The 24,279-nt window shown below is 70.4% G+C and carries 26 protein-coding genes and 1 tRNA gene; 18 read left to right on the top strand and 9 right to left on the bottom strand.

The annotated features are described in order from the left end of the window. Nucleotides 1-3: 3 nt before the first annotated feature. Complete coding sequence (locus AB0C96_RS22995; RefSeq protein WP_362919570.1) at nucleotides 4-1,449, top strand: NAD(P)/FAD-dependent oxidoreductase; 1,446 nt, start codon at nucleotides 4-6, stop codon at nucleotides 1,447-1,449. A 130-nt stretch (nucleotides 1,450-1,579) separates the two neighbouring features. Here AB0C96_RS22995 and AB0C96_RS22990 read toward each other — a convergent pair whose 3' ends face one another. Then, nucleotides 1,580-2,056: an SsgA family sporulation/cell division regulator gene (locus tag AB0C96_RS22990; protein WP_362919569.1), complete on the bottom strand. Its 477-nt coding sequence runs from the start codon at nucleotides 2,054-2,056 to the stop codon at nucleotides 1,580-1,582. 237 nt (nucleotides 2,057-2,293) lie between these two features. Between AB0C96_RS22990 and AB0C96_RS22985 the strand changes: the two genes are divergently transcribed. Together AB0C96_RS22985 and AB0C96_RS22980 are read left to right on the top strand one after the other, a co-directional pair. Further along, nucleotides 2,294-3,817, top strand: a complete 1,524-nt coding sequence (locus tag AB0C96_RS22985) for an RDD family protein (RefSeq protein ID WP_362919568.1) — start codon at nucleotides 2,294-2,296, stop codon at nucleotides 3,815-3,817. A gap of 76 nt (nucleotides 3,818-3,893) precedes the next feature. Next, nucleotides 3,894-4,628 (top strand): RDD family protein, encoded by a 735-nt coding sequence (locus tag AB0C96_RS22980; protein ID WP_362919567.1) that lies wholly within the window; start codon nucleotides 3,894-3,896, stop codon nucleotides 4,626-4,628. A 17-nt stretch (nucleotides 4,629-4,645) separates the two neighbouring features. Here AB0C96_RS22980 and AB0C96_RS22975 read toward each other — a convergent pair whose 3' ends face one another. Further along, a complete protein-coding gene (locus AB0C96_RS22975) occupies nucleotides 4,646-4,975 on the bottom strand; it encodes a hypothetical protein (RefSeq protein ID WP_362919566.1) in 330 nt (109 codons plus the stop codon). A 409-nt stretch (nucleotides 4,976-5,384) separates the two neighbouring features. Here AB0C96_RS22975 and AB0C96_RS22970 point away from each other — a divergent pair, with 409 nt between their 5' ends. After that, a complete protein-coding gene (locus AB0C96_RS22970) occupies nucleotides 5,385-7,775 on the top strand; it encodes an immune inhibitor A domain-containing protein (protein WP_362919565.1) in 2,391 nt (796 codons plus the stop codon). Between the two features lie 123 nt (nucleotides 7,776-7,898). Continuing rightward, nucleotides 7,899-8,297: a hypothetical protein gene (locus AB0C96_RS22965; RefSeq protein ID WP_362919564.1), complete on the top strand. Its 399-nt coding sequence runs from the start codon at nucleotides 7,899-7,901 to the stop codon at nucleotides 8,295-8,297. 8 nt (nucleotides 8,298-8,305) lie between these two features. Here AB0C96_RS22965 and AB0C96_RS22960 read toward each other — a convergent pair whose 3' ends face one another. Beyond that, nucleotides 8,306-8,902 carry an isochorismatase family protein gene (locus AB0C96_RS22960; protein ID WP_362919563.1) on the bottom strand — a complete coding sequence of 199 codons (597 nt, stop codon included), beginning with the start codon at nucleotides 8,900-8,902 and terminating at the stop codon, nucleotides 8,306-8,308. Between the two features lie 171 nt (nucleotides 8,903-9,073). Then, entirely contained in the window at nucleotides 9,074-10,402 is a 1,329-nt protein-coding gene (locus AB0C96_RS22955; RefSeq protein WP_362919562.1) for a nicotinate phosphoribosyltransferase, read from the bottom strand. A 177-nt stretch (nucleotides 10,403-10,579) separates the two neighbouring features. On the opposite strand from AB0C96_RS22955, the gene clpS reads away from it, so the two are divergent. The 8 genes from clpS (at nucleotide 10,580) to AB0C96_RS22915 (ending at nucleotide 16,651) form a co-directional block, all read left to right on the top strand. Further along, nucleotides 10,580-10,909 carry an ATP-dependent Clp protease adapter ClpS gene (gene clpS / locus AB0C96_RS22950; protein WP_362919629.1) on the top strand — a complete coding sequence of 110 codons (330 nt, stop codon included), beginning with the start codon at nucleotides 10,580-10,582 and terminating at the stop codon, nucleotides 10,907-10,909. Next, nucleotides 10,906-11,511, top strand: coding sequence for a DUF2017 domain-containing protein (locus tag AB0C96_RS22945; RefSeq protein WP_362919561.1), 606 nt, complete (start codon nucleotides 10,906-10,908; stop codon nucleotides 11,509-11,511). Before clpS ends, AB0C96_RS22945 begins: the two co-directional genes overlap by 4 nt. A 352-nt stretch (nucleotides 11,512-11,863) precedes the next feature. Further along, complete coding sequence (locus tag AB0C96_RS22940) at nucleotides 11,864-13,294, top strand: amino acid permease (protein WP_362919560.1); 1,431 nt, start codon at nucleotides 11,864-11,866, stop codon at nucleotides 13,292-13,294. Nucleotides 13,295-13,426: 132 nt separating this feature from the next. Then, the gene (locus tag AB0C96_RS22935) at nucleotides 13,427-13,852 is read left to right on the top strand and encodes a M67 family metallopeptidase (RefSeq protein ID WP_362919559.1); all 426 of its coding nucleotides are present in this window, start codon (nucleotides 13,427-13,429) and stop codon (nucleotides 13,850-13,852) included. A 130-nt stretch (nucleotides 13,853-13,982) separates the two neighbouring features. Next, nucleotides 13,983-14,156, top strand: a complete 174-nt coding sequence (locus AB0C96_RS22930; protein WP_362919558.1) for a putative leader peptide — start codon at nucleotides 13,983-13,985, stop codon at nucleotides 14,154-14,156. Between the two features lie 148 nt (nucleotides 14,157-14,304). After that, a complete protein-coding gene (locus AB0C96_RS22925) occupies nucleotides 14,305-14,586 on the top strand; it encodes a MoaD/ThiS family protein (protein ID WP_362919557.1) in 282 nt (93 codons plus the stop codon). A gap of 1 nt (nucleotide 14,587) precedes the next feature. Then, complete coding sequence (locus AB0C96_RS22920; protein WP_362919556.1) at nucleotides 14,588-15,538, top strand: cysteine synthase; 951 nt, start codon at nucleotides 14,588-14,590, stop codon at nucleotides 15,536-15,538. A gap of 360 nt (nucleotides 15,539-15,898) precedes the next feature. Next, a complete protein-coding gene (locus tag AB0C96_RS22915; protein ID WP_362919555.1) occupies nucleotides 15,899-16,651 on the top strand; it encodes an MBL fold metallo-hydrolase in 753 nt (250 codons plus the stop codon). Nucleotides 16,652-16,724: 73 nt separating this feature from the next. Here the strand turns inward: AB0C96_RS22915 and AB0C96_RS22910 are convergent, their stop codons facing one another. Further along, on the bottom strand, nucleotides 16,725-17,978 hold the full coding sequence (locus AB0C96_RS22910; protein WP_362919554.1) for a PTS transporter subunit EIIC: 1,254 nt from the start codon (nucleotides 17,976-17,978) through the stop codon (nucleotides 16,725-16,727). 261 nt (nucleotides 17,979-18,239) lie between these two features. Next, nucleotides 18,240-19,550: a PTS transporter subunit EIIC gene (locus tag AB0C96_RS22905; protein ID WP_362919553.1), complete on the bottom strand. Its 1,311-nt coding sequence runs from the start codon at nucleotides 19,548-19,550 to the stop codon at nucleotides 18,240-18,242. Nucleotides 19,551-19,817: 267 nt separating this feature from the next. Between AB0C96_RS22905 and AB0C96_RS22900 the strand changes: the two genes are divergently transcribed. The 5 genes from AB0C96_RS22900 (at nucleotide 19,818) to rdgB (ending at nucleotide 22,550) form a co-directional block, all read left to right on the top strand. Beyond that, on the top strand, nucleotides 19,818-20,051 hold the full coding sequence (locus tag AB0C96_RS22900; RefSeq protein WP_018542266.1) for a PTS glucose/sucrose transporter subunit IIB: 234 nt from the start codon (nucleotides 19,818-19,820) through the stop codon (nucleotides 20,049-20,051). 115 nt (nucleotides 20,052-20,166) lie between these two features. Beyond that, nucleotides 20,167-20,898, top strand: a complete 732-nt coding sequence (rph, locus tag AB0C96_RS22895) for a ribonuclease PH (RefSeq protein WP_362919552.1) — start codon at nucleotides 20,167-20,169, stop codon at nucleotides 20,896-20,898. A gap of 183 nt (nucleotides 20,899-21,081) precedes the next feature. Further along, nucleotides 21,082-21,225, top strand: coding sequence for an SCO1431 family membrane protein (locus tag AB0C96_RS22890; RefSeq protein ID WP_362919551.1), 144 nt, complete (start codon nucleotides 21,082-21,084; stop codon nucleotides 21,223-21,225). A gap of 144 nt (nucleotides 21,226-21,369) precedes the next feature. Further along, nucleotides 21,370-21,792, top strand: coding sequence for a hypothetical protein (locus AB0C96_RS22885; RefSeq protein WP_362919550.1), 423 nt, complete (start codon nucleotides 21,370-21,372; stop codon nucleotides 21,790-21,792). 122 nt (nucleotides 21,793-21,914) lie between these two features. Then, the gene (gene rdgB / locus AB0C96_RS22880; protein ID WP_362919549.1) at nucleotides 21,915-22,550 is read left to right on the top strand and encodes an RdgB/HAM1 family non-canonical purine NTP pyrophosphatase; all 636 of its coding nucleotides are present in this window, start codon (nucleotides 21,915-21,917) and stop codon (nucleotides 22,548-22,550) included. A gap of 56 nt (nucleotides 22,551-22,606) precedes the next feature. On the opposite strand, the gene AB0C96_RS22875 is transcribed toward rdgB, so the two are convergent. From AB0C96_RS22875 to AB0C96_RS22865, 3 genes are all read right to left on the bottom strand, one after another. Further along, nucleotides 22,607-22,681 (bottom strand) — tRNA-Leu (locus AB0C96_RS22875). Between the two features lie 15 nt (nucleotides 22,682-22,696). Next, entirely contained in the window at nucleotides 22,697-23,374 is a 678-nt protein-coding gene (locus AB0C96_RS22870; protein WP_362919548.1) for an HNH endonuclease, read from the bottom strand. Then, nucleotides 23,371-24,033, bottom strand: coding sequence for an HNH endonuclease signature motif containing protein (locus AB0C96_RS22865; protein ID WP_362919547.1), 663 nt, complete (start codon nucleotides 24,031-24,033; stop codon nucleotides 23,371-23,373). Before AB0C96_RS22865 ends, AB0C96_RS22870 begins: the two co-directional genes overlap by 4 nt. Nucleotides 24,034-24,279 lie beyond the last annotated feature (246 nt).

Genomic DNA, 24,279 nt, shown 5'->3' with positions numbered 1-24,279 from the left:
CCGATGGCAGCGACCGAAGCGACCGGAGCCGAGGCTGAGGCCTACGACGTCATCGTGCTGGGGGCGGGCCCGACCGGCGAGAACGTCGCCGACCGGGCGCACGCGGCCGGGCTGAGCACGGTGATCGTGGAGAGCGAGCTGGTCGGCGGCGAGTGCTCCTACTGGGCGTGCATGCCCAGCAAGGCGCTGCTGCGTCCGGTCACCGCCCGCTCCGAGGCGCGCCGGGTGGCCGGTCTGAAGGACGCCGTGGACGGCCCGCTGGACGCGCCCGCCGTCCTGGCCCACCGCGACGCCTTCGCCTCGTACTGGAAGGACGACGGGCAGGTCCGCTGGCTGGACACGGTCGGTATCGACCTGGTCCGCGGGCAGGGCCGGCTGGCCGGGCCCCGCCGGGTCGTCGTCGACGGCGGCCGGGTCCTCGGCGCGCGCCACGCGGTCGCGGTGTGCACCGGCAGCCGCGCGTTGCTGCCGCCCATCCCCGGCCTCGCCCAGGCCAGGCCCTGGACCAGCCGCGACGCGACCAGCGCCAAGGACGTGCCGGGCCGGCTGGTGGTGATCGGCGGCGGCGTGGTGGGCGTCGAGATGGCCACCGCCTGGCGGGCCCTGGGCGCCTCGGTGACGCTGCTGGTGCGCGGTGACGGGCTGCTGCCCCGGATGGAGCCGTTCGCCGGCCACCTCGTCGCCGAGTCGCTCGCCGAGGCGGGCGCCTTCCTGCGCACCGGAGTCGAGGTGCGCGAGGTGCGCCGGGAGGCCCCCGGCGGGGCGGTGACCGTCGTGCTGGACACCGGCGACGAGATCGTCGCCGACGAACTGCTGGTCGCCACCGGTCGGGCCCCGCGCACCGAGGACATCGGCCTGGAGACCGTCGGCCTGGAACCCGGTTCCTGGCTGGAGGTCGACGACAGCTGCCGGGTCGCGGGGGTGACCGGCGGCTGGCTGTACGGCGTCGGCGACGTCAACCGCCGCGCCCTGCTGACGCACCAGGGCAAGTACCAGGCCCGGATCGCCGGCGCAGCGATCGCCGCGCGCGCCCGGGGCGTGCCGATCCTGGAGTCCGACCCCTGGGGAGCGCACGCCGCCACCGCGGACGTCCGCGCCGTTCCGCAGGTCGTCTTCACCGACCCCGAGGCCGCCTCGGTGGGCCTGACCGCCGCCGCGGCGGAGCGGGCCGGGCACCGGATCCGGGTGGTCGACCAGGACCTGGGGGCGGTGGCCGGCGCGTCGCTGTACGCGGACGGCTACCGCGGCCGCGCCCGGATGGTCGTCGACCTGGACCGGGAGGTGCTGCTCGGCGCCACCTTCGTCGGTCCCGGCGTCGGAGAGCTGCTGTACTCCGCGACGGTCGCGGTGGCCGGCGAGGTCCCCATCGAGCGGCTCTGGCACGCGGTGCCGGCCTATCCGACGATCAGCGAGGTGTGGCTGCGGCTGCTGGAGGCCTACCGCGGCTGAGCGCCCGGCTGTGACCCGACTCCCCGGAACGGTGGAACATGCCCTCCCGTGTGGCCGGCGCGGCTCCGGGCCGCACCGGCCTGCTGGTTCCCCTGCGGCCGCCCCCTCGCAGGGCCCCTCGGGCACCCCGTTACGCCCCGGGCTCCGGCGACTCGTCAGCGGGCCAGCCGTCACCTGGCCACGGGTCGTCCCGCCACGCCATCGCCAGCAGTTCGCTCAGCCCTTTGTCGAGGCCCAGATGCGCCTGCTCCGACCCCGGCGGAACCACCCGCAGGGTGCGCTCCAGCCAGGCCGAGACCGCGGCGGCCGGCGCCAGCAACAGCGCTTCGCCGTCCGGCGAGTTCAGCGCCATGCAGACCAGGCTGCGGCCGTCCACCTTCGTCGGCCACACCCGGACGTCGCCCTGGCCGCACGGCCGGAACACGCCCTCGACGAGCAGTTCACGGGCGAACGTCCAGTTGACCGGCGAGTCCGAACCCACGTGGAAGGTGACGTGGACCGCGTAGGGGTCGTCCGTCCGGTACGTCAGCCGGGCCGGCACCGGAATGCTTCGTTCCGGCGACAGGACGAGGTCCAGCTCCAGTTCTCGTTCCACCACGGTGTGCATGAGGTACGCCTCTCTCGTTCGACCGTGCGGACCTGGGACCCGGCCCGCACGGACTAGAGAGGCACCGGACGCCGAACTCTTACACGACTTCGTACAACTTTTTTCCCGGGTCTCTTCCAGGTGGTCATGGACGGGCAGGAGCACGATGCGTCCCGCGGTCTGATAGATGTGGACGCCGCGTTGCGGCAGACTGCTGCCCACACCCACCAGGCCGAGTACAGATACGGGACTTCGGACATGAGCGCCCCTACCTCAGGATCCGCCGGCGGCAGCCCCACGCCAGGCTTCTACCCGGACCCGTCCATCCCCGGCTACATCCGGTACTGGAACGGTGCCGCATGGGTGCCGGGCACCAGCCGGCCCGCCCCCGGCGAGGGGGAGGCGATGCCCGGCCCGCCGCCCGGCGCGGCCCCCCAGCCCGCGCCCGCGACGCCCGCCGTCGAGGAGACCGGCCCGGTCTTCCTCGACGAGGAGGCGGACGGCGGCAGCCTTCCCGCGGCCCGCCACGGCGGTGCGGCCGAGTCCCGGCCCGCCGCGGCCGCCTGGGACGACCCGGCCCGGCTGCACGGCAACAGCCCCGAACCGGCCTCCGCCTGGCAGGCCGACGCCTCCCGGCAGGCCGGTTACGGCGACGCCGACCGGATCTCCTGGGGTGCGACGGACCAGACGCCCCCGGGCACGCCGTCGGGCGCCGCTTCCTGGGGCACGGTGCCGCCGCAGCGCGAGGAGCGGGGCGACGACGGCTCCGGGGCGGCCGAGGTCCCCGGTACGTCCTCGTCGGCCACGCCCGCGCCGGGCACCCCCGGGGTCCCGGCCGACGGGACGGTCACCATCCGCGCCGTCAACCCCGCGCGCCGCCCGAACTCCGGCGACCAGGGGACCACCGCCATCCGCGCGGTCCGGCCGAACGCGGGGCAGCCCGCCGACGCTGCCACGCCCGCCAAGGGCAACGAGACGATGACGTTCCGCGTCGCGGGCGGCGGTCGGTCGCCGTCCGCCCCGCCCGGCGGCACTCCGCAGTCGCTGCCGTCCGGCGGCGCGCAGCAGCAGGGCCGCCCGGCCGGGCAGCACCAGGCCCCGGCACAGCAGCACCAGACACCCGCTCAGCAGGCACCCGCCCAGCAGGCACCCGCTCAGCAGGCGTCCGCGCCCTCGTCCGGCTTCCCGGCACAGGGCGGCGCCGCCCCCGCCCAGCAGGGCGCCGGTGCCGACGGCGTGATCCCCTGGAAGCCGCCGAGCGCCGCCGACCCGTTCTTCGCGGCCGCGCAGGCCGCACAGGGCCACCCGGCCGGGCTCGGCCGCCGGCTGGCCGCCCGGCTGATCGACACCGTGGTGCTGGGCGCGGTCACCGCGGCGGTTGCGGTGCCGATGTGGGGCACCGTCACGGACCACATCGACGCCAAGGTCGAGGCGGCCAAGCAGTCCGGCCGCCAGGTGACGGTCTACTTCGTCGACGGCACCACCGCCCCGGTCTTCGCCACGATCCTGGCCGTGCTGCTGATCGGCGGTGCCCTGTACGAAGCGCTGCCGATCCTCAAGTGGGGCCGCACCCTGGGCAAGAAGCTCTGCGGTGTGCGGGTCCTCGACATCGAGAGCCACGACACCCCGACGCTCGCCGCCGCGCTCAAGCGCTGGTTCCTCTACAGCGTGCTCGGGGTGCTGGTGGTCGGCGTGGTGAACGTGGTGTGGTGCGTCTTCGACCAGCCGTGGCGGCAGTGCTGGCATGACAAGCTGGCGCGCACGTTCGTCGCCTCCGACTGACCCGCCGGGCGGCGTTCCGTACTCCGAACGGACTTCGCCGGATGCGTCCGTGCCGGGCAGGGGGTCGACTCGGGCCATGAGCACCGAGCAGCCCGGCGATGGCTCCCCGCGCAACCACTCACCGCAGGGCGGCGGCCCGGGCGGTGGCGAAGGCGCGCCGCCGCCGGGAGGCCCGCCACCCCCGCCGGGCGAGACGCCGCCTCCGGGCGAGACGCCGCCCCCGGGCGAGACCCCGCCTCCGGGCGGGACGCCGCCCCCGCCCCCGCCGCCCCCGGGCGGGGCACCGTACGGCGGCGCGCCGTATGCCGGCGATCCCTACGGCGGGCAGTACGGGGCGGCCGATCCGCTGGCCGGGATGCCGCCGTTGGCGAACCGGGGCCGCCGGCTGGTGGCCCGCATCATCGACGCGATCCTCATCGGGGTGCCGGTTTCCCTGATCATGTCGGTGATCGTCGGCGGGGTGGACTACTTCAGCACCAGCAACGTGGAGGCCGGTAAGCAGTCCACGGTCTCGGGTGTCACGATGCTGGCGTACCTCGTCTACGAGGGGTTGATGCTCGCCAACCGCGGCCAGACCGTCGGCAAGATGGCGATGAAGATCCGGGTGGCGATGCTCGCGAACGGCACGATCCCGACCGCCCAGGCGGCCTGGATCCGGGCCGCGGTCTATACGCTGCCGGAGATCGTGCCCTGCTGCGGCTTCATCTTCTGGCTGGTCAACGTCCTGTGGTGCACCTGGGACAAGCCGTACCAGCAGTGTCTGCACGACAAGGCGGCGAAGACCGTGGTGGTGTCCACGGAGACCGGATAGCCGTCACCCGGCGCCGCTCAGTGCGAGGGCTCGCCGATCCGGGCCTCGGCGGCGCCGGCCCGCTCGACGAGGCGCGGCTGCGGCACCGGCTCGTACGACGTCGCCACGGGGTCCAACGGGGCCGGGGCGGCAGGCGACTTGGCCCGTACGACATGCCGGCGGACCACCCGTGACACCCCGGGGATCGGGGCCGTCATGGCGACCAGGAGTCCGAGTCCGAGCCCGGCGATGGCGATGACCGCGACCCCGATCCCGGTCTGCGTCTGCGAGAGCAGCAGCATCGCGAGGGTGGAGAGAAAGACGGTGGCCGAACCGTAGACGAGCTGGGTGGCAGTCGGACGAGGCATGGCGAAATCCGTCCTCGGAGGTCGGCAGGGTGTCGGTCAAGGGCGCGCCATCACACGAGCCTACGGTTCTTCCTGCCCGTCGGGAACGCCAAGTAAGCGTGACCTAACCCACGGGGCGGAAGCACGGGGGGCGCACAACACCGTTGCGTATTCGCACACTTGGGGGTGTCATGCCTGTTCGGGCGGGGGCGCATGCCCGGCCGGCATATACGCCGGGCGCGGTCCGCCCGGTCGGGAGGTCCGGCGTGACGACGGGTGTGACCCCGTCGTGGACGTCCGATAGACGCAACAAGTGGACCGGGTAACGTACTTCTCTGACGTGCCCAAATCAAGACCTGTCTTTTCTGTCGCACTTCCGGTCGAATGCCCTCGAACAGTGACCGCGTTCGCAAGGGGAGGACCGCGCCAAGTGAGAGACCAGAGAAGACTGTTCAGACCGGCCGCCCTGGCCACGGCAATCGCCGCGATCGGGGCGGCCGCTTTGTCTTCGGGGGTGGCCACCGCCGACCCCCAGGCCCCGGCACCCGTCGCCAAGCGCCAGGACCCGGCGCCCGAGCGGGCCGTGAAGCACGACCTCAAGGGCCCGTTCACCGACCGGGAGGCGGCCGAGCGCAAGGAGGCCGTGCAGCGGGTCATCTCCGGTGACGCCCAGGCGACCGAACGAGGCGGCTCCAAGGTCGTCAAGCTCGGCAGGGGCAAGTACGTCGAGCTGGCCCGGCAGAAGACCGACAAGATCTTCACCATCCTCGTGGACTTCGGCGACAAGGTCGACGACACCACGATGTACGACCCGGACGGCGACGGCCCCAAGCCCCCGGTGAAGAAGTACGGCGGTGACCCGGGCCCGGCGCACAACCAGATAGCCCAGCCGGACCGTGCCAAGGACAACAGCACGGCCTGGCAGAAGGACTACAACCAGCAGCACTTCCAGGACCTCTACTTCTCGCACGACAAGAAGAAGCAGTCGCTCGCCAAGTACTACGAGAAGCAGTCCTCGGGCCGCTACTCGGTCGACGGCGAGGTCTCCGACTGGGTCAAGGTCGACTGGAACGAGGCCCGTTACGGCTCCAACTACTGCGGCCAGACCAACTGCACCAACGTCTGGGACCTGATCCGCGACGGCGTCAACCAGTGGGCCAAGGACCAGAAGGCCAAGGGCCGCACCGACGCCCAGATCAAGGCCGACCTCGCCAAGTACGACCAGTGGGACCGCAACGACTACGACGGCGACGGCAACTTCAACGAGCCCGACGGCTACATCGACCACTTCCAGATCGTGCACGCCGGCGAGGACGAGTCCGCGGGCGGCGGCGTCCAGAAGACCAGCGCCCTCTGGGCGCACCGCTGGTACGCCTACGGCTCCGACGCCGGCAAGACCGGCCCGACGGGCAACAAGGCCGGCGGCACCCAGATCGGCGACACCGGCATCTGGGTCGGCGACTACACCATGCAGCCGGAGAACGGCGGCCTCGGCGTCTTCGCCCACGAGTACGGTCACGACCTGGGCCTGCCGGACGAGTACGACACCACCGGCACCGGCGAGTCCTCGGTGGACTTCTGGTCGCTGATGTCGGGCGGCTCCTGGCTGGGCCGGGGCAAGGACGCCATCGGCGACCTGCCCGGCGACATGAGCGCCTGGGACAAGCTCCAGCTCGGCTGGCTCAACTACGGCAAGGCGAAGGCCGCGACCGCGTCGACCCACAAGCTGGGCGTCGCCGAGTACAACACCAAGGACAAGCAGGCGGTGGTCGTCACCCTGCCCGCCAAGTCGGTCAGGACCGACATCGTCCAGCCCGCGGAAGGCTCCAAGCAGTGGTGGAGCGGTATGGGCAACGACCTGAAGAACACCCTGTCCCGGCCGGTGGACCTCACCGGAAAGGCCAAGGCGGCGCTGACGCTCAAGGGCTGGTGGGACATCGAGAAGGACTACGACTTCCTCTACGCCGAGGTCTCCACGGACGGCGGCGCCAACTGGACGGCCCTGGACGGCACCGCGGGCGGCAAGGCCATCTCGCGCGACGGCAGTGACAAGCCCGCCCTGACCGGCACCGTCACCGCCTACCAGGACCTGGTCTACCCGCTGGACGCCTACGCGGGCAAGAAGATCGACCTGCGCTTCCGCTACCAGACCGACGGCGGCGCCGCCCAGAAGGGCTTCGCGGCCGACAGCATCGGCGTCGTCGCCGACGGCACGCCGCTGTTCAGCGACAACGCCGAGGGCGGCGACAACGGCTGGACCAGCAAGGGCTTCTCGCGCATCGGCGGCTCGTTCACCAAGGACTACCCGCAGTACTACATCGCCGAGAACCGCCAGTACGTGTCGTACGACAAGACCCTCAAGGTCGGTCCGTACAACTACGGCTGGCGGACGGACAAGCCGACCTGGGTGGAGCACTTCCCGTACCAGAACGGCGTGCTGATCTGGCTGTGGGACACCTCGCAGCCGGACAACAACGTCGGCCAGCACCCCGGCTACGGGCAGATCCTCCCGGTCGACGCGCACCCCAAGGCCGAGCGCTGGGCCGACGGGAAGCTGATGCGCAACCGCTTCCAGTCCTACGACTCGACCTTCACCCGCTTCCCGACCGACGCCCTCACCCTGCACATCAACGGCGCGCCGGTCACGATCGCGTCCAAGAAGGGCGTCACGCTCTTCGACGACCGGCACGGCGTCTACTACGACAAGGCGAACCCGACCGGCGGTGTGATCGTTCCTGACACCAACACCCGGATCAAGATCACCAAGGAGGCCGGGGACGGCTCCACGGTGGTGGTCAAGATCAGCCCCGCGGGTAAGTAAAAGATAAAAATCGCAGGTCAAAACCGGATCGGCCGTCGCCCCCTAGCGGGCGGCGGCCGATTCGGTTTAGATGCGTCCTGACCGATCCTTGTTGACGCCGAGTCTCACGGGGGAGATATGTCGATGTCCGGTGGTGGCTTCATCAGGCTTCCCGACGGAAGCGTGGTGGTCGCCCTCTCGCTGCCCAGGCCGCCCCACGGCCCGCGGTCCGGCCCGTACGAGTGCGGCTGCCGGGTCCGGGTCCTGGTCCACTCCGTGAACCGCCAGCGCGCCCTGACCAGGCTGCGCAACCTCGGTCTGCGGTCCGTCTACCTGCGCGGCAACACCGAGCCGCCCACCCCGGACGAGGTCACGGCGGTGCTGCACCACCCGGACGGCCTGGTCTGGCGGGAGACGCCCGACGACGACACCGAGTCATGGCACCCGATACGCGCGCTCTGGCGGCCGCGGGCCGTGCCGTCGGCCGGTCCGGCGACCCCGTCGCTGGACGGTGAGCCCGCAGCCCGGGAGCGCGCCGCCTGACGGGCCCGTCAGGCGCCCGCGAGCACCGGCTTGCCGGTCAGCTCGACGCCGGCCGCCCGCAGCTCGTCGAGCGCCCGCTCGGTGGTGTGGGCGGCCACCCCGGCCGTCAGGTCCAGCAGGACGTGCGTCCGCAGCCCGGCGCGGACCGCGTCCAGCGCGGTGGCGCGCACACAGTGATCGGTGGCGATGCCGACCACGTCGACCTCGGTGACGCCGTGTGCGTGCAGCCAGTCCGCGAGCCCGGTGCCGTTCTCGTCCGTGCCCTCGAAGCCGCTGTACGCGGCCTCGTAGGCCCCCTTGGAGAACACCGCGTCGATCGCGCCGGAGGCGATCGCCGGGGCGAAGTTCGGGTGGAAGCCGCTGCCCTCCGTGCCGGCCACGCAGTGCACCGGCCAGGAGTGCTCGTAGTCCGGGTGGGGGGAGAAGTGCGCGCCCGGGTCGACGTGGTGGTCCCGGGTGGCCACGACGTGGCGGTAGCCGCCGCCGGCCGCCTGCCCGATCAGGTCGGTGATGGCCGCTGCGACGTCCGCACCTCCCGCCACCGCGAGGCTGCCGCCCTCGCAGAAGTCGTTCTGTACGTCGACGACGATCAGTGCCCGGTGCATGGTGCGTGCCTTCCGGCTGGGAATCGAGGGGCGCGGAGTGGTGGTGTGACCGAGGGTAGCCACTGGCGGGGGATTGCGGGAGTGGGATGGACGCAGTGCCCCCGCGGGTACGCGGCGGCCCTGGAGCGCGCCCCGGGACCGCCGCGTGACGCGTGCCGCACTCAGACGAACTCAGACGAACTCCGTGGGCAGGACCGGCTCCCCGCGCGAGAGCTGGGTCGCCGACAGCGGCAGCCGGCCCCGGGCGGCGATGTGCCGGTCGCGGGCGGCGTCCAGCGGTTCGCGGGCCACCACCGTGCCCCCGCTCACCAGCGGCACCTGGAGTTGCAGATCGTCCAGCTCCGCCGGGACCGGGCCGGTGCCGACGACCTCGGCCTCCGCGACGCCGTGTTCGTCGAGCCGGCGGGCGGCCCACTTGCGGCCGCCGATCGAGCTCTTGGCGCCCATCGACCGCTTGGCCACCGGCCGCAGCGGGGCGCCCGGCTCGTCGCTGTCCGCGCGGGCGACCAGCTTGTAGACCATCGAGCAGGTCGGGTGCCCGCTGCCGGTCACCAGCTGGGTGCCGACCCCGTATGAGTCCACCGGCGCCGCGGCCAGCGAGGCGATCGCGTACTCGTCCAGATCGCTGGTCACCACGATCCTGGTCTTGGTGGCGCCCAGCTCGTCCAGCTGCTGCCGCACCCGGTGGGCGATCAGCAGCAGATCGCCGGAGTCGATCCGTACCGCGCCGAGGCCGGGGCCGGCCACCTCCACCGCGGTGCGCACCGCCTCGGCGACGTCGAAGGTGTCCACCAGCAGCGTGGTGCCGCTGCCGAGGGTGTCGACCTGGGCGGTGAAGGCGTCCCGCTCGGTGTCGTGCAACAGGGTGAAGGCGTGCGCGCTGGTGCCGACCGTGGGGATGTTGTAGCGGAAGCCGGCCGCGAGGTCGGAGGTGCAGTGGAAGCCGCCCACGTACGCGGCGCGGGCCGCGGCCACCGCGGAGAGCTCGTGGGTGCGGCGGGCGCCCATCTCCATCAGCGGACGCCCACCGGCCGCCACCGCCATCCGGGAGGCGGCCGCGGCCACCGCGGAGTCGTGGTTGAGGATCGACAGGATCGCCGTCTCCAGCAGGACCGCCTCGGCGAAGGTGCCCTCGACGCGCATGATCGGGGAGCCGGGGAAGTAGACCTCGCCCTCCGGGTAGCCCCAGATGTCACCGCGGAAGCGGTAGTCGGCCAGCCAGGCGAGCGTCGGCTCGTCGAGGATGCCGCGCTCGCGCAGGAAGCCGAGGATCGTCTCGTCGAAGCGGAAGTTCTCCACCGCGTCCAGCACCCGGCCGATGCCGGCCACCACGCCGTAGCGACGACCCTCGGGAAGCCGGCGGGTGAAGACCTCGAAGACGGAGCGCCGGTCCGCGGTGCCGGACCGCAACGCGGCCTGCAACATGGTGAGTTCGTACTGGTCGGTGAAGAGCGCAGTCGACGGCACGGCCACCGGCAGCCCCAGGTCTGCTGTGTTCATGGGGGAGATGCTACACCCCACTATCGTCACTTTGACGATAGTGGGAGAGGGGGACTCTCGACGCTCCGCGCCGCAGGTGCGCGCGGCACGCCGACGCGGCCTGTGCGAGGGGCATTTGTGCACCGCACGCCCCTGGGTGGCAGCATGGGGCCTGTGAGCGCCCACCCGTCACCCACGATCACGCTACGGCCGTACCGCTGCACGCTCAGTGTCCCGGTCGAGATCGAGCGTCCCGAGTCGAGCGAGGCTCCCTTCGAGGTCCCCGAACCCGACGTCCCGTGGGTCACGATCGTCCACAACGACCCCATCAACCTGATGAGCTACGTCTCCTATGTCTTCCAGTCGTACTTCGGCTACTCCAAGGACAAGGCGCACCAACTGATGCTCGACGTCCACCACAAGGGCCGCGCCGTGGTCTCCAGCGGCAGCCGCGAGGAAATGGAGCGGGACGTCCAGGCCATGCACGGCTACGGCCTGTGGGCGACCCTCCAGCAGGACCGCCGATGACCGGGCACTTCGAGCCGCTGCCGGACGGCGGCGCCGCCGTCCCCCTCGACGAGGTCGAGATCTCCATCCTGCGCAGCCTCGCCGTGCAGCTGATGGAGCTGATCGGCCCGGGTGAGGACGCCGCCGCGGAGGAGGGGGCGGGGGCGGACGAGGACCTGCTGGCGTCGGTCTTCAACGACGGCCCCAGCGAGCCGCCCGCCGACCCGGTCCTGGCCCGCTTCTTCCCCGACGCCTACGGCGGCCCCGATCTCGTCCCCGACGACGACGTCCGTGCCGCCTCCGCCGAGTTCCGCCGCTACACCGAGAACGACCTGCGCTCCCGCAAGCGTGCGGACGCGCTGGCGCTGATCCGTGCGCTGGACGCCCTGGCGCCCGCCGGCGAGGAGGCGGTGCTGCGACTGAAGCCGGACGAGTGCCGGCAGTGGCTGGGCGCCCTCAATGACCTCCGGCTGGCCATCGGCACGCGCCTCGAGGTCACCGACGAGGACGACGGCGGCGAACTGCTGCGGCTCCCGGACAGTGATCCGCGCAAGCCGATGGTGATGGCCTACCTCTGGCTCGGGGGGTTGCAGGAGACCCTCGTCGAGTCACTGATGGGCTGAGACGGGGTATTCGGGGGCAAATTCGGACGCACCGGCCTGGATCGGTGCGGAGTGTTTCCCTGGTGTTCGCTCAGCGGAGGCTCAAATCCGAATAACGATCGCGTCACACGAACCCGGCTGTCTTGCTGTTTTATGTGCCCTTTGTCCTAGTTTGCCCGCACTGTGACCCAGATCATCCCTAGGCGATCAACGAAGTTGCGTGATAAATGTTCACGACCTGCCGTGGGTGACGCCACCCCTGTCGCCACGGGAGCGCTGAGCCGGCCGACCGTCGGCGTGCAGGAACTCCATCCGGGGGGATCGGGACCCGATCCGGACAGACCGGGTCGGTATGGAGAAAGGCGCACCACAAATGACCTCTATGCAGGTCGACACGCAGCACGACGGCAATGAGGCACCTGGAAAGGCCCCCGAAGAGGGCTACCAGCGGGGTCTGGGAAACCGTCAGATCCAGATGATCGCCATTGGTGGCGCCATCGGTACCGGCCTCTTCCTCGGGGCCGGAAAGGCGATCTCGAAGGCCGGGCCGAGCATCATCCTCGCCTACGCCATCGTCGGTCTGGTCATTTTCTTCATCATGCGGGCCCTGGGCGAACTGCTCATGTACCGGCCCGTCTCCGGGTCGTTCTCGGAGTACGCCCGGGAATTCCTCGGACCGTTCGTCGGCTTCGTGACCGGCTGGACGTACTGGCTCTTCTGGGTCGTCACCGGCATCACCGAAGTGACCGCGGCGGCCACGTATGTGCAGTACTGGAACGAGGGCATACCGCAATGGGCCTCGGCGCTCGTCTTCACGTGCGCGCTCTTCGGTATCAACTTGATCTCCGTGAAGATCTTCGGTGAGCTGGAATTCTGGTTCTCGATGGTCAAGGTCACCGCGATCATCGGCATGATCCTGATCGGCCTCGGCGTGATCACCCTCGGCTTCTCCAACGCCGGTGACACCGCGTCCTTCACCAACCTGTGGTCCCACGGCGGCTTCTTCCCCAAGGGCATCGGCGGCACGCTGATGACGCTCCAGATCGTGATGTTCGCCTTCCTCGCCGTCGAGCTCGTCGGCGTCACCGCGGGCGAGGCCACCAACCCCAAGAAGGTGCTGCCCCAGGCGATCAACACCGTGCCGTGGCGGATCGGCCTCTTCTACATCGGTGCGCTGATCATCATCCTGTCCGTCGTCAGCTGGACGGTCTTCAAGCCGGGCGTCAGCCCCTTCGTCGCCGCCTTCCAGCAGATCGGCCTGCCGGCCGGCGCGGGCATCGTCAACTTCGTCGTGCTGACGGCCGCGCTCTCCTCGGCCAACTCCGGCATGTACTCCACCGGCCGGATGCTGCGCGACCTCGCGCTCAACGGCCAGGGACCGAAGTTCTTCACCAAGCTCAGCAAGAACGGCCTGCCCACCTGGGGCACCGGCGTCTCGGTCGCGATGATGCTGTTCGGCGTCTACATCAACTACCAGTGGCCCGGCGACGCCTTCAACTACGTCGTCTCCTTCGCCACCATCTCCGGTATGTGGGCCTGGATCGTCATCCTGCTCTCGCAGCTGCGCTACCGCGCCAAGGCCAACCGCGGCGAGCTGCCGCAGTCCGAGTTCAAGGCCCCCGGCAGCCCCTTCACCTCGATCTTCGCGCTGGCCTTCATCGGCATGGTGATCGTGATGATGGGCGTCGACCCGGACGCCCGGATCTCGCTCTACGCGGCTCCCCTCTGGGCGCTGATCCTCGGCGTCGGCTACCTGTGCATCAAGCGCCGGGATGCGGCGAACGCCCTGGCGAAGAAGGACTGAGCCACCCGGTCTGTCCAGCATGCGGGCCCGTGCGTACCACTCTTCGGTACGTACGGGCCCTCTGCATGCCCGCCCGTCCCCCTCCACCGCCCACAACGGAGGGCTTCGCCAGCCCCTCTTATGCTTGGCCGCATGCTGACCCTCACCAAGGCCCTCTACGAGAAGATCGTCGAGCACGCCCGCCAGGACCACCCCGACGAGGCCTGCGGCGTGGTCGCCGGCCCGGCCGGCAGCGGTCGTCCCGAGCGGTTCATCCCGATGCTGAACGCCGCCCGCTCGCCCACCTTCTACGAGTTCGACTCCTCGGACCTGCTCAAGCTCTACCGCGAGATGGACGACCGGGACGAGGAGCCGGTGATCGTCTACCACTCGCACACCGCCACCGAGGCCTACCCCTCGCGCACGGACATCACCTACGCGAACGAGCCCGGCGCCCACTACGTGCTGGTCTCCACTGCCGACACCGACGACGCGGGGCCGTTCCAGTTCCGCTCCTTCCGGATCGTCGACGGCGTCGTCACCGAGGAAGAGGTCGAGGTCGTGGCGGAGTACTCCTGACCCGCCCGGCGGTGGGGGACCACCGGCCCGAGTGCGCACGACAAGATCGCGTCCCAACTGGCGTACACCGAACGTCCGCATCATGGGACGAGGTTCCAATACCCGGACCGGGAATCGATACGATGACCGCATGGTTGACCACGACGTGAGCGAGAAGAGGCCGAGCGTGCAGCTGCTCGCTCCGCTCGCCACGCGCCGCTCCGCATCTGCCCTGCTGGGCGCGTTCGGCTGCGGAGCCGCACGGCTGCACGTGGATCTGTGCCGCCTGTCCAGCGCCATGTGTCCGCGCTGCGCTGCCGTCTGACCTGGACCGCGCCGGGCACGCGGCGCCCTCACCGGCACCCGCGCACCCGCACCCTCCGCGTCACCCGACGCCCCCCGGCACGCCGTATCGCCGTGCAACGGGACGCACAGCCCCCGCCACCGCACTCACTCCTACAGGAGCACTCCCCATGGCCATCGAGGTCCGAATCCCGACCATCCTGCGCACCTACACCGAGGGCAAGAAGGCCGTCGAGGGCAGCGGCGAGACCCTCGCCGACCTCTTCACCGACCTCGAGACCCGGCACGTCGGCATCCGCGCGCGCCTGGTCGACGACGAGCAGCAGCTGCGCCGCTTCGTGAACGTCTACCTCAACGACGAGGACGTCCGCTTCCTGGAGGGCATCTCCACCAAGCTGGCCGACGGCGACAGCGTCACGATCCTCCCGGCCGTGGCCGGGGGAATGGACTGACGTGCGGTACGACTCCCCGCTGGCGGCGGTCGGGAACACCCCCCTCGTCCGCCTCCCGCGCCTCTCACCCTCCGACGACGTCCGCATCTGGGCGAAGCTGGAGGACCGCAACCCCACGGGCTCCGTCAAGGACCGGCCCGCGCTGCACATGATCGAACAGGCCGAGAAGGACGGCCGGCTCACCCCCGGCTGCACGATCCTGGAACCGACCAGCGGCAACACCGGCATCTCGCTCGCCATGGCGGCCAAGCTCAAGGGCTACCACATGGTGTGCGTCATGCCGGAGAACACCTCCGCCGAGCGCCGCGAGCTGCTCGCCATGTGGGGCGCCGAGATCATCTCCTCGCCCGCGGCCGGCGGCTCCAACACCGCCGTCCGGGTCGCCAAGGAGCTCGCCGCCGAGCACCCCGACTGGGTGATGCTCTACCAGTACGGGAACCCCGACAACGCCGGTGCGCACTACGCCACCACCGGCCCCGAGATCCTCGCCGACCTCCCCTCCATCACCCACTTCGTGGCCGGTCTGGGCACCACCGGCACGCTGATGGGCGTCGGCCGCTATCTGCGCGAGCAGGTCCCCGGCGTGCAGATCGTCGCCGCCGAGCCGCGCTACGACGACGTGGTCTACGGCCTGCGCAACCTCGACGAGGGCTTCATCCCCGAGCTCTACGACGAGTCCGTGCTCACCACCCGCTTCTCGGTCGGCTCCGAGGACGCGGTCCGCCGCACCCGTGAACTCCTCGCCGAGGAAGGGATCTTCGCCGGCATCTCCACCGGCGCGGCACTGCACGCCGCGATCGGCGTCGGCCGCAAGGCGGTCAAGGCCGGCCGGACCGCCGACATCGTCTTCGTCGTCGCCGACGGCGGCTGGAAGTACCTGTCCACCGGCGTCTACACGGCCGAGTCGACCGAGGCCGCGATCGAAACGCTGCACGGCCAGCTGTGGGCGTAGGTCCGCGGGACTCCTCGCCGACCCCCCTCCGCCGAAACCCCCGCCGTCCCGGCTGACCGCCGCGGCGGCGGGGGCCTTCCGGCGCCACGGCGTGCCCCTCACCACGGCGATCGGCCACAATGGCGAGAGGCCGGCGGAGGACGGGACGGCGGCCACTGCGTACGGGCGTGCGGGGCGACAGCCCAGACTGGTGATTCCGCCCACAGCTCGCCCCGCCGGAGGAGCCACGCGCCCCTTTGCGCCTTACGCTCGTGGGCACCGCACCGACCGCTCAGGACCCGGCACGACCCGGCAAGGAACCGCCGGGAAGACCCGCATGGACGCCGACCGCCGCCCCCGCCCACGGAGGTTCACGCCCGTATGAAGCTCACCGTCGTCGGATGCTCGGGGTCGTTCCCTTCCATGGAATCGGCCTGTTCGAGCTACCTCCTGGAGGCCGACGGCTTCAGGCTGCTGCTCGACATGGGCAACGGCGCCCTCGGCGAGTTGCAGCGCCACTCCGGCCTCTATGACCTCGATGCCGTACTGCTGTCGCATCTGCACGCCGACCACTGCATCGACCTCTGCGGCTACTTCGTCGTGCGCTACTACCGTCCCGACGGCGGGCGGTGCGCGCCCATGCCGATCTACGGTCCGGCCGGTACCGAGCAGCGACTGACCGTCGCGCACGCCGATCTGCCGCACGACGGCGCGATGAGCGAGGTCTTCGACTTCCGCACGCTGGAGCCCGGCACCTTCACCATCGGGCCGTTCACCGTCCGCACGGAGCGGGTCAGCCACCCCGTGGAGTCCTTCGGCTTCCGTATCGAGCACGACGGCAGCTCGCTGACGTACTCCGGCGACACCGGCCCCTGCGAGGCACTGGACACCCTCGCGGCCGGCACCGACGTCTTCCTGTGCGAGGCGTCGTTCACCTACGGCAAGGAAGACATCCCGGATCTGCACCTCAACGGCCGGGAGGCCGGCGAGCACGCCCAGCGGGCCGGCGTCGGCCGCCTGGTACTGACCCACATCCCGCCGTGGACCGACCCGGACATCAACATCCGCGATGCGCAGAAGGTCTACGACGGACCGGTCGAGGTCGCCAAGGCGGGCGCGGTCTACGAGATCTGAGCCGGCCGCCAGGAACGCCGAAGGGGCCCCGGAACCAGCTGGTTCCGGGGCCCCTTCGCGGGTCGGGGCGCGGTTACGCCTTCGTCAGGTCCTCGATCTCCTCCTCGGGCTCCCGGCCCGGGGTGGTGAGGTTGAACTTGGCGATCGCGAAGCGGAAGAGCACGTAGTAGATCGCCGCGAAGACCAGGCCGATCGGGATGATCATCCAGGGCTTGGTGGCCAGGTTCCAGTTCAGCAGGTAGTCGATCGCGCCGGCCGAGAAGGTGAAGCCGTCGTGCACGCCGAGTGCCCAGGTCACGGCCATCGAGAGCGCGGTCAGCAGCGCGTGGATCGCGTACAGCACCGGCGCGATGAACATGAACGAGAACTCGATCGGCTCGGTGATGCCGCAGACGAAGGAGGTCAGCGCGAGCGAGATCATCATGCCCAGGACGGCCTTGCGGCGCTCGGGGCGGGCGGCGTGCGCGATGGCCAGCGCGGCGGCCGGCAGGCCGAACATCATGATCGGGAAGAAGCCGGACATGAACTGTCCGGCGGACGGGTCGCCGGCGAAGAAGCGGCCGATGTCGCCGTGCGTGACCTTGCCCGCGGCGTCGGTGAAGTCACCGAGCTGGAACCACGAGACGACGTTCACGAACTGGTGCATGCCGATCGGCAGCAGCGCCCGGTTGATCAGGCCGAACAGACCCGAACCGGCGGCGCCCAGACCGGTCATCCACTCGCCGAAGCCGGTGATGGCGTTGCCGACCGGCTCCCAGACCAGCAGGAAGAGCACGGCGACGGCGGTGCCCACGAACGCCATGATGATCGGGACCAGCCGGCGCCCGTTGAAGAAGCCCAGCCAGTCCACCAGCTTCTTGCGGTGGTAGCGCTGCCACAGGGTCGCGGAGAGCAGACCCAGAACGATGCCGCCGAGGACGCCGGGGTTGTTGACCACCGGCTCGACCCACTTGCCGTCCGCGATGTGCCCCTCGGTGACCGGGAAGGCCTTGAGGACGTTGCTGTAGACCAGGAAGCCGACCAGGGCGGCGAGCGCCGTCGAGCCGTCGGCCTTCTTCGCGAAGCCGATGGCCACACCGATGCAGAACAGCAGCGGGAGGTTGTCGAAGACCGCGCCACCGGCCGCGGCGAAGACCTTGCTGACGTCGACCCAGCCCAGGCCCTTCTCGCCGAAGACGTCCGGCTGGCCCAGGCGGTTGAGGATGCCCGCGGCGGGCAGCACGGCGATCGGCAGCTGGAGGCTGCGGCCGATCTTCTGTAGGCCCTGGAACAGGCCGGAGCCCCGCTTCTTTGCGGGGGCCGCCTTCGCGGCAGTGGCCGAACTCATCGGATTCCTCCTGGTGAGGCGGGCACTCGGGGAAGGGGGGACGGCCCGCTGCTTGGTCTACACCTTGGTCTACACCACTGGTGGTTTAGACCATTCTTAGCATGTAGTGCGGGCATAAAGGAATCCATTCTTCCAAGTGGTGTGGACCACATGGCGACCGGCCCCTGGATCACCCGATCCAGGGGCCGGAACCGGCCGTCACCCGCCGTGCGGCAGCGCTCGTGCTACGTGATGCCCGCCCGCGCCAGATGCCCGCCCGCGCTACTTGACGTTCTCCCGCTCCATCTCGTCCCCCACCTCGTCCGGCTCCCGGCCGGGGGTCTGGAGGTCGAACCGCGTGATCGCGAAGCGGAAGACGGCGTAGTAGACCGCCGCGGCACACAGCCCGATCGGGATGATCAGCCAGGGCTTGGTCGCCAACCCCCAGTTGATGACGTAGTCGATCAGGCCGGCCGAGAAGGTGAAGCTGTCGTGCACCCCCAACGCCCAGCTCACCGCCATCGACACACCCGTCAGGACCGCATGCAGGGCGAACAGCAGCGGCGCGACGAACATGAACGCGTACTCGATCGGCTCGGTGATGCCCGTCACGAACGACGTCAGGCCGACCGACAGCATCATCCCCGCGATCTCCTTGCGGCGATGCGGCCTGGCGCAGTGCGCGATCGCCAGCGCCGCGGCCGGCAGCGCGAACATCATGATCGGGAAGAAGCCGGTGGTGAACTGCCCGGCCTGCGGATCGCCCGCCAGGAACCGGTTGATGTCGCCGTGCACGACCGTCCCGTCCGGCTTGGTGAAACTGCCGAACTGGAACCACAGGGGGATGTTCAGGAACTGGTGCAGCCCCACCACCAGCAGCGCCCGGTTCGCCACCCCGAAGATCCCCGAACCCCACGCCCCCAGCGCCGTCAGCCATTCGCTGAAGCGGGTCAGCCCGTGACCGATCGGCGGCCAGATGAACAGGCACACCACCGCGAAGACCAGCCCGACGAAGGCCATGATGATCGGGACCAGCCGGCGGCCGTTGAAGAAGCCCAGCCAGTCCACCAGCCTCACCCGGTGGAAACGCTGCCAGAGCCAGGCGGACAGCAGACCCATCACGATGCCGCCGAAGACCCCCGGGTTCTGGAACGCCGCCTGCGTCACCTTCGCGGACGTGTCGACGCACACCCCGTTCCACACACCCGCCTGGGTATACGTCTGCCCCGGGGTGCAGGCCGCCGGAAAGGCGTGCAGCACCGCGAAGAAGACCAGGAACCCGGCGACCGCGGCCAGCGCCGTCGACCCGTCCGCCTTCTTCGCCATCCCGATCGCCACACCCACGCAGAACAGCAGCGGCAGCCCCAGTGCCGAATCCAGCAGCGCACCGCCCGCCGCCCCGAACACCTTGCTCACCGCGACCCAGCCCAGCCCGTGCGCGCCGAACACGTCCGGCTGGCCAAGGCGGTTGAGGATCCCCGCGGCGGGCAGTACGGCGATGGGCAACTGAAGACTGCGCCCCATCTTCTGCAGGCCCTGGAAGAGGCTCGCCCCCCAGCTCTTCCGCGGCGCCGCCGCTGCGTTAGAACTCATCCGCGTCCTCCCGGCAGTCGGCCCGTCGGCACTCGACCCGTCGACAACCGGCCCGGTGCGTGCCGCATACTGGTGGTGTAGACCACTTGGTGCGCATCGGGTGCCCTACGGGCCCGTCCGGCGCGCACTGCGGTGATCGCCGTCCTGGTGATCGCCATCCTTCGCCAGATAACGGACAAACGCCCAAATAGTTGGGCTGAACGTGCGTTACCGTGTGAAAACCGCGCGGGCACAACGCCAGCGGGGCCGAGACAAGCAGGAGTGGACATGGCCAGCAAGGCTGAGAAGATCGTCGCCGGGCTCGGCGGACTCGACAACATCGAAGAGGTCGAGGGCTGCATCACCCGCCTCCGCACCGAAGTCAACGACGCCTCCCTGGTCGACGAAGCCGCCCTGAAGGCCGCCGGCGCCCACGGCGTCGTCAAGATGGGCACCGCGATCCAGGTCGTCATCGGCACCGACGCCGACCCGATCGCCGCCGAGATCGAAGACATGATGTGACGACCTGAGCCCACGAGCCGGCCCCGGCCGCTCCCCGCTCACCCGAAGGCCCCGCCCCGGCCCCCCTGCACGACCCGGAGCGGGGCCTTCGCCATTCCCCGATAGGGTCGGAGCCATGTCTCGCATCGACGGCCGCACCCCCGAACAGCTCCGCCCCGTCACCATCGAACGCGGCTGGAGCAAGCACGCCGAAGGCTCCGTCCTCATCTCCTTCGGCGACACCAAAGTCTTCTGCACCGCATCCGTCACCGAAGGCGTACCGCGCTGGCGCAAGGGCACCGGCGAAGGCTGGGTCACCGCCGAATACTCGATGCTGCCCCGCTCCACCAACACCCGCGGCGACCGGGAGTCCGTCCGCGGCAAGATCGGCGGCCGCACCCACGAAATCAGCCGCCTCATCGGCCGCTCCCTGCGCGCCGTCATCGACTACAAGGCGCTCGGTGAGAACACCATCGTCCTGGACTGCGACGTCCTCCAGGCCGACGGCGGCACCCGCACCGCCGCCATCACCGGCGCCTACGTCGCCCTCGCCGACGCCATCACCTGGGCCAAGGACAAGAAGCTCATCCGCCACGGCCGCCAGCCCCTCACCGGCACCGTCTCCGCCGTCAGCGTCGGCATCGTCGACGGCACCCCCCTCCTCGACCTCTGCTACGAGGAAGACGTCCGCGCCGAGACGGACATGAACGTCGTCTGCACCGGCGACGGCCGCTTCGTCGAGGTCCAGGGCACCGCCGAGGCCGAGCCCTTCGCCCGCGACGAACTGAACTGCCTCCTCGACCTCGCCGTCGCCGGCTGCGCCGAACTCGACGGCGCCCAGCGAGCGGCACTCGCCAAGACCCTCTGACACCGGGAAGCCACCGGGAAGCCACCCGCGCAGGCCCGGGGAGGGGTCACCCACCCGCCCCTCCCCGAGCCCGTCACCCCCGGCCCGCACTCCGAGGCCGTCCCCTAAGTCCCCCTCTGTGACCCTTTTCTCAGCGGACGTCCACCTCTAGGCACATCGCCCCCACGCGCGCACTGTGGACCCATGCCCAGCACCTCTGCCACCGCACCCCGCGCCCACACCCGCACCGGCGGTCCCAAGGGCGACTCCACGCTCCTCGAACACCTCGCCGGCTGGACCCTCGTCATCGTCCTCGCCATGCTGCTCACCCAGACCGGCCTCGTCTGACCACCGCCGGGCGAGCGCACCGCCGTCCGGTGACATCCGGCCACCTGGCCGAACCCCGCCCACGCCCGGGGCCCCGGGCAACCAAACACCGCCACCCCGCGTTTCTTCCTTTGCCGAAGCATGACCTACGGAAGGAACCGCTCGATGGCCCCCCGCATGCCCCGCACTCCCGGTACGCGCCAGCGCCGCCCGCTCACCCCCGCCCTCGCCGCATTGGCCGCCGCCACCCTCGCCATACCCCTGCTCTCCGCCTGCGGAGCGGTCCAGAAGGCCGTCGACTGCGCCAAGACCGCCACCTCCGTCGTGAACGCCGTCGACAAGCTCCAACAAGCCGCCGACAACGCCCTGGTCGACCCGAAGAAGACCGAGCAGGCCCTGGACAACATCGACGAGAACCTGCGGAAGCTCAGCAAGGAGGCCAACGACCCCGAGCTGTCCAAGGCCATCGACAAGACGAACAACGGCATCAAGGCCGCCCGCAAGGATCTCGACAACAACAAGGCGCCCGACATCCAGCCGATCGTCGACGGCGCGAGCGAGATGACCAAGATCTGCACCCCCGGGTAGCCGCGGCAACCAGGACGAGTCAGCCGGGACGGCGGCCAACGGGGGAACCGCCGGGCCTGCCGGTCGGGGCTCCCGAGCCGAGCCGGTCGGTCGGGTCACCCGGGCCGGGATAATCGGGTCCCATGCAGCCACACACCGGCGGACAGCCCGCAACCCCGCGCCGCCTCGTCCTCGCCACCCGCAACGCCGGCAAGGTCACCGAGCTCCGCGCCATCCTCGACGCGGCCGGCCTCCCCGTCGAACTCGTCGGCACCGACGCCTACCCCGACGTCCCCGACGTCAAGGAAACCGGCGTCACCTTCGCGGAGAACGCGCTCCTCAAGGCCCACGCCCTCGCCCGGGCCACCGGCCACCCCGCCGTCGCCGACGACTCCGGCCTCTGCGTCGACGTCCTCGGCGGCGCGCCCGGCATCTTCTCCGCCCGCTGGGCCGGCACCCACGGCGACGACCGGGCCAACCTCGAACTCCTGCTGGCCCAGCTCGCCGACATCTCCGACGCCCACCGCTCCGCGCACTTCGCCTGCGCCGCGGCCCTCGCCCTCCCCGACGGCACCGAGCACGTGGTCGAGGGCACCCTCGAAGGCACCCTCCGCCACACCCCCAGCGGCACCGGCGGCTTCGGCTACGACCCGATCCTCCAGCCCCTCGGCGAAACCCGCACCTGCGCCGAACTGACCCCCGCCGAGAAGAACGCCATCAGCCACCGGGGGAAGGCCTTCCGGGCGTTGGCCCCGGTGGTGCGGGAGGTGTTGGGCTGACGTGACGCATCAGGCCCCGTACCTTCGAACCGAAGGTACGGGGCCTGGTTTTCCTGTGGGCCCGGTGGGACTCGAACCCACGACACACCGGACCTAAACCGGCGCCCTCTTGCCAGCTGGGGTACGGGCCCGCAGCCATGCTTACTCTACTGGGCGCCGCGGGCAGCCGGCGGCCGACGTCCCCCTCGGCACCAGGAGCTGGTGATCGAATGGCAGTTGGGGCACAGCAACTGTAGGTTCTCCCGCCGGTTGTCGTGCCAGTCACCGTTGAGGTGATCGACCTCCAGCGTCATGGGTTTGCCCAGCCACTCAGGGGCGACGCCACAGCGGGCGCACTGCTCGGGTCGGCCGATTTCGCGGAGTGCGCGACGCAGCCGCGTGGTTGCGACCCGGTTGTTGCCGCTGTGCCGCACCAGAACGTCCTTCGGCCGCTTGGCGTTCATGCTGGGCTTCCCGCGCCGATGTGCCTGTCCCAGGAAGTGCGCCGTCGAGATGCGCTCTTCGGCGATCCACTCGCGGAGCATCACACGTTGGTTGCCGTTGTCGGGGCGGCCCAGGAGGCGCAGCGCCTCGGCGATGGAGGCGGAGTGCGCGACCGCTGTTCGCAGTTCCTCGCTCGCGGGCCTCGTGCAACGCTTGGTAAGCCTGCCGCAGTGGCGGAAGTGTGAGACGTCGATACCGAAGTGCTCAAAGCGTCTGTGGAGGTAGCGCCGGAGGTTGCCGTACGGACGAGTGCCGAAGAAGGCGATGGCCTCGTCGATGTCGGAGCACTGTGCAGCGGCTTCGGCCAGCCGCTCGCGGGTGTACTGCACACCACTGCTCATACGGCGCCACCCCTGGTACGCCCCTTGCCGCGACCCCGGTAACTGTCCGTCGTCGAGTGGCAGTTGGGGCAGAGGAACCGAAGGTTTCCGATCCGGTTGTCTCGCCAGTTGCCGTCGATGTGGTCGACCTCCAGGGGGAGGGGTACTCCCAACCAGACTGGTTCGATGCCGCACAAGGCACAGCGTTCCTCCACACCCAGCTCGCGCATCGCCCTCTTGAGCCGGGCGTTCGGCATGCGCGTCGCGTGCGCTGACGTGGTCTCGACGAGGATCTCGTCGGCGGTCCGGCGACGCTGGTTGTACCGCATGTTCTCCGTGCGGACCACTGGTGAGAAGTGCGAGGTGTCGATCCCGTACGCCTTGATCCGGCGGCTGATGTGCGTGTGGTGTCCGCCGACGAGATCGATCCCGAGATGGCGCAGCACCTCGTGCATGTTCGTCGACGCCGACACCGCCGCCTGGAGGACGTCCCTGGTCCACTTGACCCCCTCCCGCTCGAAGTGCGACGTATCCACCCCCAGCCTCCTCATCCGCTCCCTGAGGTAGTCCCGCTGCGAACTCCGCGGATCCACCCCCAGTCGCCCCAACGCCTCCGACAGCGTCCGTGACGACGACGCCGCGGCCTTGAGTCGTTCCCTCGTGTACGGACTGACCGGCATGTTCCCCCCTGGACCAGCTGTACCGGCGCACCAGGTCCGGCCTGTGCGCCCTCTCGGCTCTCGAACAGAGCAACGATCGAACGTGAGCCCCGTTACGCGGAGTCGGAGGGAAGGGGAAGGGGCAGCGGTCAGAAGCGCGGCTCCGGGCTCCGGGACGTGATCAGTTCGATGGCGGGGTGGGTGGGCCGCGGTGGGGTACGACAGGTGCGCCTGCGCGGTGGTGCGCGGGGCAAACCCCTCCGGCGT

It is taken from the genome of Streptomyces sp. NPDC048506 (assembly GCF_040651315.1).
GTDB lineage: Bacteria > Actinomycetota > Actinomycetes > Streptomycetales > Streptomycetaceae > Streptomyces.
This window is presented reverse-complemented; position numbering and strand designations above follow the sequence as displayed.

Excerpts from the sequence above, each read along its gene's own strand:
- AB0C96_RS22995 (WP_362919570.1), top strand. The coding sequence starts at position 4 with ATGGCAGCGACCGAAGCGACCGGAGCCGAGGCTGAGGCCTACGACGTC.
- AB0C96_RS22990 (WP_362919569.1), bottom strand. The coding sequence starts at position 2,056 with ATGCACACCGTGGTGGAACGAGAACTGGAGCTGGACCTCGTCCTGTCG.
- AB0C96_RS22985 (WP_362919568.1), top strand. The coding sequence starts at position 2,294 with ATGAGCGCCCCTACCTCAGGATCCGCCGGCGGCAGCCCCACGCCAGGC.
- AB0C96_RS22980 (WP_362919567.1), top strand. The coding sequence starts at position 3,894 with ATGAGCACCGAGCAGCCCGGCGATGGCTCCCCGCGCAACCACTCACCG.
- AB0C96_RS22975 (WP_362919566.1), bottom strand. The coding sequence starts at position 4,975 with ATGCCTCGTCCGACTGCCACCCAGCTCGTCTACGGTTCGGCCACCGTC.
- AB0C96_RS22965 (WP_362919564.1), top strand. The coding sequence starts at position 7,899 with ATGTCCGGTGGTGGCTTCATCAGGCTTCCCGACGGAAGCGTGGTGGTC.
- AB0C96_RS22960 (WP_362919563.1), bottom strand. The coding sequence starts at position 8,902 with ATGCACCGGGCACTGATCGTCGTCGACGTACAGAACGACTTCTGCGAG.
- AB0C96_RS22955 (WP_362919562.1), bottom strand. The coding sequence starts at position 10,402 with ATGAACACAGCAGACCTGGGGCTGCCGGTGGCCGTGCCGTCGACTGCG.
- AB0C96_RS22945 (WP_362919561.1), top strand. The coding sequence starts at position 10,906 with ATGACCGGGCACTTCGAGCCGCTGCCGGACGGCGGCGCCGCCGTCCCC.
- AB0C96_RS22940 (WP_362919560.1), top strand. The coding sequence starts at position 11,864 with ATGACCTCTATGCAGGTCGACACGCAGCACGACGGCAATGAGGCACCT.
- AB0C96_RS22935 (WP_362919559.1), top strand. The coding sequence starts at position 13,427 with ATGCTGACCCTCACCAAGGCCCTCTACGAGAAGATCGTCGAGCACGCC.
- AB0C96_RS22930 (WP_362919558.1), top strand. The coding sequence starts at position 13,983 with ATGGTTGACCACGACGTGAGCGAGAAGAGGCCGAGCGTGCAGCTGCTC.
- AB0C96_RS22925 (WP_362919557.1), top strand. The coding sequence starts at position 14,305 with ATGGCCATCGAGGTCCGAATCCCGACCATCCTGCGCACCTACACCGAG.
- AB0C96_RS22915 (WP_362919555.1), top strand. The coding sequence starts at position 15,899 with ATGAAGCTCACCGTCGTCGGATGCTCGGGGTCGTTCCCTTCCATGGAA.
- AB0C96_RS22910 (WP_362919554.1), bottom strand. The coding sequence starts at position 17,978 with ATGAGTTCGGCCACTGCCGCGAAGGCGGCCCCCGCAAAGAAGCGGGGC.
- AB0C96_RS22905 (WP_362919553.1), bottom strand. The coding sequence starts at position 19,550 with ATGAGTTCTAACGCAGCGGCGGCGCCGCGGAAGAGCTGGGGGGCGAGC.
- AB0C96_RS22900 (WP_018542266.1), top strand. The coding sequence starts at position 19,818 with ATGGCCAGCAAGGCTGAGAAGATCGTCGCCGGGCTCGGCGGACTCGAC.
- rph (WP_362919552.1), top strand. The coding sequence starts at position 20,167 with ATGTCTCGCATCGACGGCCGCACCCCCGAACAGCTCCGCCCCGTCACC.
- AB0C96_RS22890 (WP_362919551.1), top strand. The coding sequence starts at position 21,082 with ATGCCCAGCACCTCTGCCACCGCACCCCGCGCCCACACCCGCACCGGC.
- AB0C96_RS22885 (WP_362919550.1), top strand. The coding sequence starts at position 21,370 with ATGGCCCCCCGCATGCCCCGCACTCCCGGTACGCGCCAGCGCCGCCCG.
- rdgB (WP_362919549.1), top strand. The coding sequence starts at position 21,915 with ATGCAGCCACACACCGGCGGACAGCCCGCAACCCCGCGCCGCCTCGTC.
- AB0C96_RS22870 (WP_362919548.1), bottom strand. The coding sequence starts at position 23,374 with ATGAGCAGTGGTGTGCAGTACACCCGCGAGCGGCTGGCCGAAGCCGCT.
- AB0C96_RS22865 (WP_362919547.1), bottom strand. The coding sequence starts at position 24,033 with ATGCCGGTCAGTCCGTACACGAGGGAACGACTCAAGGCCGCGGCGTCG.